Source organism: Clostridioides sp. ZZV14-6387 (genome assembly GCF_020657835.1).
In the GTDB taxonomy this organism is placed as follows: Bacteria; Bacillota; Clostridia; order Peptostreptococcales; family Peptostreptococcaceae; genus Clostridioides; species Clostridioides difficile_A.
The window spans coordinates 1-9,345 of the sequence record NZ_JAGWCW010000054.1 but is presented as its reverse complement, the minus strand read 5'-3'; the positions used below and the strand labels follow the sequence as shown (position 1 = coordinate 9,345).

Annotated in this window: 9 protein-coding genes, 1 tRNA gene, 1 other RNA gene and 1 other annotated feature; of the genes, 1 reads left to right on the top strand and 10 read right to left on the bottom strand. The window is 28.1% G+C overall.

Features of this window, described 5'->3' with window-relative positions:
* Nucleotides 1-487: 487 nt before the first annotated feature.
* Nucleotides 488-1,693, top strand: coding sequence for an MGDG synthase family glycosyltransferase (locus KGF38_RS19735; RefSeq protein WP_054268638.1), 1,206 nt, complete (start codon nucleotides 488-490; stop codon nucleotides 1,691-1,693).
* 68 nt (nucleotides 1,694-1,761) lie between these two features.
* Here KGF38_RS19735 and KGF38_RS19730 read toward each other — a convergent pair whose 3' ends face one another.
* The 10 genes from KGF38_RS19730 to KGF38_RS19685 all read right to left on the bottom strand — a co-directional run bounded on the left by KGF38_RS19730 (nucleotide 1,762) and on the right by KGF38_RS19685 (nucleotide 9,156).
* Nucleotides 1,762-1,983, bottom strand: coding sequence for a hypothetical protein (locus KGF38_RS19730; RefSeq protein WP_054268637.1), 222 nt, complete (start codon nucleotides 1,981-1,983; stop codon nucleotides 1,762-1,764).
* Between the two features lie 141 nt (nucleotides 1,984-2,124).
* Nucleotides 2,125-2,724 (bottom strand): recombination mediator RecR, encoded by a 600-nt coding sequence (gene recR, locus KGF38_RS19725; RefSeq protein WP_227832682.1) that lies wholly within the window; start codon nucleotides 2,722-2,724, stop codon nucleotides 2,125-2,127.
* Nucleotides 2,725-2,736: 12 nt separating this feature from the next.
* Nucleotides 2,737-3,087, bottom strand: coding sequence for a YbaB/EbfC family nucleoid-associated protein (locus tag KGF38_RS19720; RefSeq protein ID WP_021382454.1), 351 nt, complete (start codon nucleotides 3,085-3,087; stop codon nucleotides 2,737-2,739).
* A gap of 58 nt (nucleotides 3,088-3,145) precedes the next feature.
* Nucleotides 3,146-4,783, bottom strand: coding sequence for a DNA polymerase III subunit gamma/tau (dnaX, locus tag KGF38_RS19715; protein WP_219674363.1), 1,638 nt, complete (start codon nucleotides 4,781-4,783; stop codon nucleotides 3,146-3,148).
* Between the two features lie 76 nt (nucleotides 4,784-4,859).
* Nucleotides 4,860-5,124, bottom strand: an RNA gene (gene ffs, locus KGF38_RS19710) — signal recognition particle sRNA large type.
* A 37-nt stretch (nucleotides 5,125-5,161) separates the two neighbouring features.
* Nucleotides 5,162-5,253, bottom strand: a tRNA-Ser gene (locus tag KGF38_RS19705).
* The gene (locus KGF38_RS19700) at nucleotides 5,254-5,709 is read right to left on the bottom strand and encodes a nucleoside deaminase (RefSeq protein WP_054268634.1); all 456 of its coding nucleotides are present in this window, start codon (nucleotides 5,707-5,709) and stop codon (nucleotides 5,254-5,256) included.
* Between the two features lie 315 nt (nucleotides 5,710-6,024).
* Nucleotides 6,025-7,296 (bottom strand): serine--tRNA ligase, encoded by a 1,272-nt coding sequence (gene serS / locus KGF38_RS19695; protein ID WP_054268633.1) that lies wholly within the window; start codon nucleotides 7,294-7,296, stop codon nucleotides 6,025-6,027.
* A 124-nt stretch (nucleotides 7,297-7,420) separates the two neighbouring features.
* Nucleotides 7,421-7,627, bottom strand: a binding site (T-box leader).
* 126 nt (nucleotides 7,628-7,753) lie between these two features.
* Entirely contained in the window at nucleotides 7,754-8,635 is an 882-nt protein-coding gene (locus tag KGF38_RS19690) for a mechanosensitive ion channel family protein (RefSeq protein ID WP_054268632.1), read from the bottom strand.
* A gap of 11 nt (nucleotides 8,636-8,646) precedes the next feature.
* Nucleotides 8,647-9,156 carry a transcription repressor NadR gene (locus KGF38_RS19685; RefSeq protein ID WP_021396376.1) on the bottom strand — a complete coding sequence of 170 codons (510 nt, stop codon included), beginning with the start codon at nucleotides 9,154-9,156 and terminating at the stop codon, nucleotides 8,647-8,649.
* Nucleotides 9,157-9,345 lie beyond the last annotated feature (189 nt).

The following is a 9,345-nucleotide window of genomic DNA, read 5'->3' as shown; positions in this document are numbered from 1 at the left end:
TATTGTTATCAAAATATCTGGCTTTATGGTTTGTTTCTTAATATAAATTAACCTACTGTTTAATTTTCAATGTTCGTGTTTATTTCTTTTTCCTTTTTTCAAGGACAAGTAATACTATATCACCTTTATTTATCCAAGTCAATATAATTTTTCATTTTTTTTAATTTTTTATTTCTCAGATATTTTTTATATTCAAATTTTTAAATTTAATACTGTTTAGAAGTGTTTATTTCATAAAACTAATATATATTCTATGCTCAATCTTCCTTTTTATTCTATAATTAAATTTTTTATTTGTAATAGATATTTATAATAGCATATATTTTCTAAGATTAATTTACATTTCTTTCACTTGTAATTTTTGTAATCTTGTATTAGATTAATATTAAAAAATAATTTATTAATAATTTGATTTACAATGACAATTTATATATATCAAAATATAATATCATACAAATACTATGCTACATTTTAGGAGGATTTTATTATGAGCAAAAAAGTATTAATCATGTCTGCTTCCACTGGTGGTGGACATAATAGAGCTGCTCTAGCTATTAAAGAAGAGCTTACTTCCAAAACAATTGATGGAGAACCAATTGAATGTGAAATAATAGATAGTTTAAAATTAGTTAATAACACAATGGATAAGATAATTTCAAGAGGATATGAAAAATCTGCTATATATACACCTAAAGCATATGGCAGTGTATATAGATTATCTGAAACGAATCTTTTATCAAAAAATGAATTTAAAGACAATTTAATAATAACATTTATGGCAAAAAAATTTAAAAAACTTATTAGAAATACAAAACCAGATTTAATTATTGGAACACATCCTTTTCCAATGATTGCTCTTAGTACATTGAAAAAAAACTTTAACTTACATAATAATGAATCAAATACTTATACAGAGTATTTTTATAAACATCACACAAACACGATTAATGTTCCTCCACTTATTTCTGTATTAACTGATTATACTACACATTCTACATGGATACAAAATGAAATTGATTATTATATAGTTGGTCATGAATATGTAAAAGAATTATTGGTATTTGATGGAGTTGAATCTAGCAAAATTAGAACCTTTGGAATTCCTGTAGAGAAATCATTTCTTTCCCATAGGGATAAAGAAGTTGTTCTTTCTGAGTTAAATTTATCGCCTGATAAATTGACAGTTTTACTTATGGGTGGTAGCTTTGGAGCTGGAAATATAAAAGAAACACTAGATGAGTTATTAGACACTGATAGAGACTTTCAGATACTTGTGATAACTGGTAGGAATGAAAACTTGAAAGAAAAAATAGAAAAAAAACTTATGTCTCGTTCTCATAATAAAAATGTATGTGTTCTTGGATATACTAATAAAATGAATGATATCTTAGCTTCTATAGATGTATTAGTAAGTAAACCTGGAGGACTTACTACAACTGAAGCACTTTTAAAAGATGTACCTATGATAGTTCCATATTACATACCTGGACAAGAAGAAGAAAATCTAGACTTTTTATCCAATTGTGGTGCTGCACTTAGAACTACAAAGAAATATAATTTATCAATATTATTAAAGGTTCTAATAGATGACCCAAGTAGATTAGAGATGTTAAAAGGAAATATTAAATCAATAAGAAAATCAAATTCAGCACAAAATATAGCTAATTTGATTTTAAGTATAATTTCTAATTGATAAAATAAATAAAATCCCTATAGTATATATTATCTATTAGGGATTTTTTATTTTCTAATTATTTAATATTAAATTGGTTCATAAAAGTCTTCTTCATAATCATACTGATAGTTTTTATAATTATTTCTGAATTCAGTGTTTTTGTTACGTGCAGTTTTCTTAGTTTTTTTCTTATTAGAAAAACTTATATCATCAAAATCATCATGTTTAGGTTTATCTTTCGATTTCATTTTTTTAACTCTTTTTTCTTTCATTGCATTATGTTCTTCTAAGTTCATAATTGGTTTCATGTTGCACCCCTATCAAAATTTTTAAATGATTTATACAACAAATTATACAATACAGAAGAAATTTATTCAATAAATCTAAATCAAAATTAATTTGAATTTAACACCAAAAAATTACAAAAATCGAGGTATTAACCTCGATTTTTATATTTCTCTTCTACCTTCTAATGCTTTTGATATTGTAACTTCATCTGCATACTCTAAATCTCCTCCAACAGGAAGACCATGAGCTATCCTAGTAACTTTAATTCCCATTGGCTTTACTAATCTAGCAATATACATAGCTGTAGCTTCTCCTTCAATTGTAGGATTTGTTGCCATTATTATCTCTTTGACATCTTGATTGCCAAGCCTTTGTATAAGCTCCTTTATTTTTAGCATATCTGGTCCAATTCCATCCATTGGAGAAATCACTCCATTTAATACATGATATTTACCTTTAAATTCTCTCGTTCTCTCCATAGCTGCTACATCTCTTGGATCTTCTACAACACATATGACACTTGAATCTCTACTTTTATTTGAACACATACTACATGGGTCTGTATCTGTTATGTTACAACAAATTGAGCAATATCTTATTTCTCTTTTTGCATCTATAATAGCCTTAGATAAAGCTTCCACATCATTAGTATTCATACTAATTATATGAAATGCTAATCTTTGAGCAGTCTTTCTTCCTACTCCAGGAAGCTTTGAAAGTTCTTCTATAAGTCTCGTTATTGGACCTGTATAAACTTGCATAAATATCACCTACTAGAATAACCCTGGTATATTCATACCTCCAGTTACCTTATTCATTTGATTTGCTTGTATATCATCAATATTTCTCAATGCTTGATTTATCGCACTTAAAACTAAATCTTGTAACATTTCTATGTCATCTGGGTCAACTACTTCTGGCTTAATAGTTATATCCAAAACTTCTTTTTTACCATTAACCTTTACAGTAACTGCTCCTCCACCAACTGAGGCTTCTACTTCTTTATTTTCTAACTCTTGTTGAGCTTTTTGCATATTTTCTTGCATCTTTTGAGCCTGCTTTAATAAATTATTCATATTTCCACCACCAGGCATCATTCCGCCTCCAAAACCTTTTTTAGCCATAAATACTATTCCTCCTAAACTTATTTTCATTTTATTATTATATCATAATAATATTTTATTATTTACTTTCATTTTCATCAATACTATCTTTTATTTCTAATATCTCTTCATCTACTATGTTCTTTAATATCTCTTCACCAATATCCTTTTTCTCTTTAACTTCAAGATTTATATCTTTGACCTCTGATGTCAATACTATTTTCACACTAAAACTTCTATTTAAAACATCTCTTATTGTTTTTTCTAAATAAGTTATTGTATCTTGGGAGCTTAGTCTAGTTTTCGCGAAATCAAATTTATCATCAAATATAACATACAACATATTAGAATATACGTTAAAACTTTTTACCTCACTTAAAAGTGCATATATTGGCATTTTTTTATCTTTTTTAATTTGTTTAAGTATATTCTTCCAAGATGACTCTATAAGTATAACATCCTCATTTTTTACATCTTCATAAACTACACTTTCTTTATTTACATCTATTTCTCTATTGACATCATCTTCTTTTTCTTTGTTATTGCCCTGTTTTAAAACTTTAAAACTTCCCGATTCAATCATTTTTTCTAAGTTTTCAACTCTTTTAATAAGAGCTTCCTTACTTTCATCAAACATTGGTTGAGCAATTTTCATCATAGTTATTTCCACTAAAACTCTTGGATTTGAAGATGACTTTATATCATCTTGAGTTATTGATAATACATTTAAAATTCTTATCAAATCGTTTATATCTATGTTTTCAGATTGAAACTTAAGTTGTTCTATAGTTTCTTCTGGCAATGAAATTATTTCATCTAATTCTGATGACACCTTACATACCATTAAATTTCTAAAATGGTCAATCAAATCATTTATAAGGTTTCTTATATCTTTCCCCCATAAAACAAATTCATTTAATATCTCTAGAGATTTTTTAGTATCTTGTTCCACAATACATTGAGACAATTCAAATAACTGCTCTATATTGACGCTTCCCATCAATTCAACAACATCTTTATAATCTATTTTATTCTCTCCAAATGATATACATTGGTCTAATATACTAAGAGCATCTCTAAGCGCTCCTTGAGAATTCCTAGCTATTAAATTAAGAGCTTTATCATCTATATCAATTCCTTCATCTTCACAAATCCTTTTCATTCTAAGAGTCATGTCCTTAACTGTAACTCTTTTAAAATCATATCTTTGGCATCTCGATAAAATAGTTGCAGGTATCTTGTGAGGTTCAGTAGTAGCCAATATAAATATTACATATGATGGAGGCTCTTCTAATGTTTTTAATAGTGCATTAAAAGCTCCTTGAGACAACATATGAACCTCATCTATTATATATACTTTATATTTAGCATTAGCTGGAGAATATTTCACACTTTCTCTAAGTTCTCTTATATCATCCACACTGTTATTTGATGCTGCATCTATTTCTACAACATCCATTGTATTGTCCTTTAATATAGATTCACATATCTCACACTCATTACAAGGTTCTTCATTTATTTTATTTAAACAGTTAACTGCCCTTGAAAAAATCTTTGCAGTAGATGTCTTACCAGTACCTCTTGTCCCACAAAACAAATAAGCATGTCCTATATTATCATTGTATATTTGATTTTTTAAAGTCTTAATAATATGATCTTGACCAATAACGTCCTCAAACTTTTGTGGTCTATATGCTCTATATAATGCTTTATGCATCTTTTTACCTCTCTTTAGTAAAATTAATAAAAAAATCCCTCATTATCTAAGGGATTAGTCTTTTATATATTAAATGCTGTACACCATCTATCGACTTAATTCCATAGGCGTTACCAAAACAGTTAGCTCAACTTAGGCACCCCCGCGGCACACAAAAGTGATCACTTACCGCTGCTTCCTTCCGGATCTGACGGGGTTCATGAGCTTTCATTGCGCAGGACCTAAGCATCAACACCACTTATTTAGGGCGGCCCTACAGAAAATAAGCCTTTAGATGGAATTCAATCCTGCTATAGCGGATTGCAGGTTACAGGGCACCGCTACCTCCCCATCTAGTACAGCAAAATTACAACCATATTTAATTACTTTTATTGTTTCTGGCGGAGAGAGTGGGATTTGAACCCACGATACAGTTTTACCCATATACTCGCTTTCCAGGCGAGCGCCTTCGACCACTCGACCATCTCTCCTTAATCTCTTTTTCTTAATGCCTTAAAAAATTCTTGCAATATGATCGAGCATTCTTCTTGCAAAACATCAAAAGCCACTTTTACATTATTATTATTAAAATAATCTAATTTAAACTCATGTTGTTTTTCTATATATGAATTTTTTATATGTCTTGTCCCTATTATAAGCTTTTTTATTCTAGAATTAACTATTGCACCACTACACATTATGCAAGGTTCCATTGTAACATACAAATCACAATCAGTCAACCTCCAACCACCTATTTTTTCTGATGCTTGCTTTATTGCTAAAATCTCTGCATGAGCTGTAGAATCTTTTAATGTTTCTGTAAGGTTATGAGCTCTAGCTATTATTTGATTATCTTTAACTATGATAGCTCCTATTGGTGTTTCTCTTTTATTATATGCTTTATATGCTTCTTTTAATGCTTCTTTCATATAAAATGAACTTTCCATAATTCCTCCCAAAACTTATAACAAACTTATCTTATCATAATTCATTTTATAATTCAACTTAATTTTATTTTGTTTATTTAATTATTAATAGATATCTCTATATTTTATTTAAATTAGTTCCAAAATAATCTTTATCCATTTATATAAGTGTTGATTTATAAAGATGTTTAGCATTTTATGATAGATATTTGTTTATATAAATTCACATAAAAAAGCTATGAAATTTAATAATTTCATAGCTTTTTTAATTTATTGTTCATTCATAGTATGTCTTTTACATCAAAATATATTTCTACATATAATATCAATAGAGTATTATCTTATAACATCAACACCCATGTAAGGTCTTAATTCTTCAGGAACTACTACAGAACCATCTGCTTGCTGATAATTTTCTAGTATAGCTGCTAGACATCTTCCTATAGCTAATCCAGAACCATTTAAAGTGTGAACATATTCTGCTTTTGATTTTTTATCCCTTTTAAATCTTATTCCTGCTCTTCTTGCTTGGAAATCTTCAAAGTTTGAACAAGAAGATATCTCTACATATCTATTGTAACTTGGCATCCAAACTTCTAAATCATATTTAAATGCAGCTGTAAATCCTAAATCCCCTGTACATATTTTTACAACTCTATATGGAAGACCTAACATTTGTAGCATAGTTTCAGCATCATGAGTTAATGATTCTAATTCATTATAAGAATCTTCTGGTTTAACAAACTTAACTAACTCAACTTTATTAAATTGATGTTGTCTAACTAAACCTCTTGTATCTCTTCCTGCTGAACCTGCCTCAGATCTAAAACAAGGAGTATATGCACAATATTTAATTGGAAGTTCTGCAACATCTAATATCTCATTAGCATGTATATTAGTAACAGGTACTTCAGCTGTTGGTATTAAGAAATACTCTAATCCTTCTATCTTGAACATATCTTCTTCAAATTTAGGAAGTTGACCAGTACCTATAAAACTATTTCTATTAGCCATAAATGGAGGTAAAACTTCTGTATATCCATGTTTAGCTGTATGAGTATTTAAAAAGAAATTCATTAAAGATCTTTCTAATCTAGCACCTAAACCTCTATATAAAGTAAATCTTGAACCAGTTATTTTTCCAGCTCTTTCAAAATCTAATATACCTAGACCAGTACCAATATCCCAATGTGCTTTGTGTTCGAAATCAAATTTAGTAGGTTCTCCCCAAGTTCTTATTTGAACATTATCTTCATCTGTTTCGCCTTGTGGAACCTCTGGATGAGGAACATTTGGTATTCTCATCAATGTGTATTCCATTTTTGCTTCTACTTCTTTTACTTTCTCATCAATACCTTTTATCTTATCTGATAACTCTTTTAATCTTGCTTTTTCTTCTGTTACATCTTTGCCTTCTTTTATTAATTGTGGTATGTTTTTAGAATTTACATTTAATTCATTTTTCATAACCTCAACTTCTTGAAGTATCTCTCTTCTTTTATTATCTAATTCAACCACAGCATCAAGGTCAAATTCTCTTTCGCCTCTTCTTTCCATAGCTTTCTTGATATCATCTAAATTTTCTCTTATTCTTTTAATATCTAACATATTAATTCCTCCTAATAATTTTGATAATATAAATTATAATTCCAATTAATTTACAAGTATTCTAGCTGTAAACTTTTAATTTAAACAAATTTGAAAAATAAAAAAAGACCTCCGTTTACCCTATAAAAGGGACGAAAATCTTTTATCCGCGTTGCCACCCTAATTGATTATACTAAAACGTATAATCCTCTCAGACCTATAACGTAGGTAAACCGTCTAGCTTTAACTAGAAGCTCTAGAGTAGATTCAAAAACCATTGTAATGAGTTCTCACCATCCACTCATTCTCTGAATACAATCTGTTTTTTACTATTTTCCTTCACCGCTTTTTAACTAATTGTTTTATTTGATAATCATTATATTATATATATTAACATCTTTCAATACTATTATTCAAATTTTTTTAGAATTTTCTTTAATTTTTTATATTAAATTCACTTTTTTACTTAATTGAAATTCTATCTTTTATCCATTGTATTTAAATTGCTCATATTATTAAATAATAATGAGGAAGGAACAAATGGGACTTTTATATTATTTTCGTCAAATTTATTTTTGACTTTTTCCATTACATCAAAGTAAACATCCCAGTAATCATCAGTTTTAACCCATGGTCTAGCAACTATTTGCATAGTGTTGTTTCCTATAGAGTTTAAACCTATAATTGGTTTTGGGTCATCCAATATCCTTTTTTCATTTATAAAAATTTCATTCAATATGGACTTAACTACATCGATATCACTATCATATGAAATATTATATGAAAAATCTATCCTTCTTTTATTTTGATGTGTGTAATTAATTATATTGTTACTTGTCAATTGAAAGTTTGGTATAATTATGGTTTTATTATCTGGGGTTTTAAGAACAGTACTAAATATTTGTATATCAGAAACTGTACCTTCTACACCTGAGCCTTGAATATAATCGCCTATATTAAATGGCTTAAAAAATAAAATAATCATACCTGAACCTAAATTTGATAATATTTCTTTAAATGCTAAACCTATACTAAATCCAGCAGCTCCTAATACAGCTACAACTGATGTAGTTTGTATCCCTATAATACCCAAGCTTATCAATGATATAATAGATAACATAGATATGTATATTCCATATACAATGAAATTATTTACACCTTTGCTCATTCCATATTTGATTAAAAACCTTGAAACCATCTTTTTTACTATCCTAGATATATAGATACCTATTACAAATACGATTATTGCATATATAATATTTGGTATATTATCACTAAAGTTATTAAGCATATTTTCTAAAGTTCTTTTAGTTATATTACTATTTGTTGAAGCAGTCTTAGCTAATGATAAAAAATTCATTTAACTCCTCCTTATGATAATATTCCTCTGTCTTCTAATTCTTTTGTTATAACTTCTATAGTCTCTTCTTTTAGTGTCTCAATTGTATGAATATGACTACATTCAGTTAGAACTGATAACTGTTTAAATTCATTTGTCTCAACCTTCTTCATAAAATTATCTATATCCATTTTAGAGTAAATATTAAGCTCTGCAGTTATCTGACCATATGTTGGATGATTTACGATGACATCCTTAACAATTCCACCTAAATCTACAATAATCTTTAATTCATCATAAATTTCTTTAGAATTCCTGTGATTCTTACATTTTATTTGCTTTGTAAAATATGGTTGATTATATATTATATATCCTTGAGGTGTAGCTATTATTTCAAATCCTCTAGCTCTTATAAGGGCTATATCTTGTACTATTACTTGCCTACTTACATTTAATATCTCAGCTAGCATTCCACCTTTTACAGGGCACTTAGATTCTTTTAAAATATCTATTAATTTGCTTCTTCTTTCATCAGAATTCATATTACACCTTCTTTCTAAATCAAAAACTTTACCTATACTATATAATTCTATATTTTATCTTATTATAAATCAATATTGATTTTATATTCTATTTAATATTAAACTTTGTTGCAAATAAAAAAGATTACGTGGCTACGTCCTACTCTCCCAGGCAGTTTCCCACCAAGTACCATCAGCGCTAGAGAGCTT